Source organism: Psychrobacter sp. APC 3281, from assembly GCF_030407815.1.
Lineage (GTDB): Bacteria > Pseudomonadota > Gammaproteobacteria > Pseudomonadales > Moraxellaceae > Psychrobacter.
In genome coordinates, this window is record NZ_JASDCS010000021.1 from 1 (window position 1) to 1,639 (window position 1,639).

Below are 1,639 nucleotides of genomic sequence, written 5' to 3' on the forward strand. Positions count from 1 at the left end.
TTATGCCAGTTTATCGGTGGGGTGAGTCTCATCATCATCGTCCTAACCACCATGCTCGACGTCGTCGCACGCTACATATTCAAACTTACCGGTGGTGAGTTTGGCTTTACCGTCAAAGGCAGTGTAGAGATCGTCTCCTACTTCATGCTATTTGCATTACTCGCTGCCTTTGCCGCGTTTGTCGAACGCTCACAAATCATCGTCGACGTCTTCACCCAGAAAATGCCACAGTCTATCAAAGGCTACCTTATGGGTATCTTTATGATGGGCTTCTTTATTATCGGCATCGTCTTCTCATGGGGACTCTACGAGAGCGCCATTGACGCCTTAGAGTATGGCAAAGTCACCCAAGATCTTCGCATATCTATGATGCCTATCTATATGGTTAGTGCATTCTTAAGCATCCTACTAGCCATTCGCTCATTGATCGAATCCATCAACATCTTTAAGACAGGCGAATTCTTTGACGCCGAGGAGACAGGCGCATGAGTCCAGAAATTATCGGTGCGATTGGCCTAGTGGTCATGATCCTGCTTGTCGTCCTACGCGTGCCCGTCGCACTTGCCATGTTAGGGGTAGGCTTAGTCGGTTTTGGTGCGGTCACCGCGCCTAGTGGTGCTCTGCAAATGCTCAAAGACATTCCCGTTGATGTCTTAGCAAAGTATGACTTTAGTGCCATTCCCTTATTTATTCTGATGGGCGTGTTTGCGACTCACTCAGGTATGGCAGGTAAACTGTTTGAAGCCACCCGAACCATATTTGGCGGGGTAAGGGGTAGTCTGGGCATTGCAGGTATTGGTTCATCCGGTATCTTTGCCTCTATCTCAGGATCATCGCTTGCCACTGCCTCTACCATGACCAAAGTAGCGCTACCGCAAATGGAGAAGTACGGCTATCAGCCAGGCTTTGCCTGCGGTATCTTAGCCGCTGGCGGTACGCTTGGTATTATGATTCCGCCCAGTATTGCGCTACTGGTCTATGCCATCTTAACCCAGCAGTCAGTGGGTGACATGTTTATCGCTGGGTTCCTACCCGGTATGCTCGGTATGGTGATGTACTCACTCACCGTCATGGTGATGGTACGCTGGAAACCGCATCTAGCAAAGCGTGGTGAGAAAACCACGTGGAAAGCCAAGCTACTGTCGCTGACTGGTCTGATACCGTTTAGCTTTATCTTTATTGTGATTATTGCCGGTATCTTCTTTGGGTTATTTACTCCAACAGAAGGCGCCGCAGTAGGAGCGTTTGTCTCATGGGCTTATGCCTTTGCTAAAGGTATGCGTTTAAATGGACTCAAGCAGTCATTGATTGAGACACTAGCACTCTCTGCAGTGGTGTTCTTTATGCTATTAGGTGCAGAGGCATTGGGGTATTTTATCTCAGTCTCACGCTTGTCTTATACCTTGGCATCTTGGATCGGTGGGCTAGCGGTCAGTCCAATGATTGTCCTAATCTGTATTCTGTTCATGTACTTTCTATTAGGGCTGTTCATGGATGCCTTAGCGATGCTGGTAATCACGATACCTGTAGTATATCCCATCATTCTAGCGTTAGGGTTTGATCCGGTCTGGTTTGGCATCATTGCGGTATTGACGGTGGAGCTTGGTTTGATTACGCCGCCAATGGGGATGAATATCTT

At 48.2% G+C, this 1,639-nt stretch carries 2 protein-coding genes; both read left to right on the forward strand.

Going from position 1 to position 1,639, the window contains the following annotated elements; all coding sequences use genetic code 11:
• The coding region (locus tag QL886_RS12960; protein ID WP_290179040.1) for a TRAP transporter small permease subunit at positions 1 to 489 on the forward strand (489 nt) is incomplete at its 5' end.
• The coding region (locus QL886_RS12965; RefSeq protein WP_290179041.1) for a TRAP transporter large permease at positions 486 to 1,639 on the forward strand (1,154 nt) is incomplete at its 3' end. The genes QL886_RS12960 and QL886_RS12965, both read left to right, overlap by 4 nt.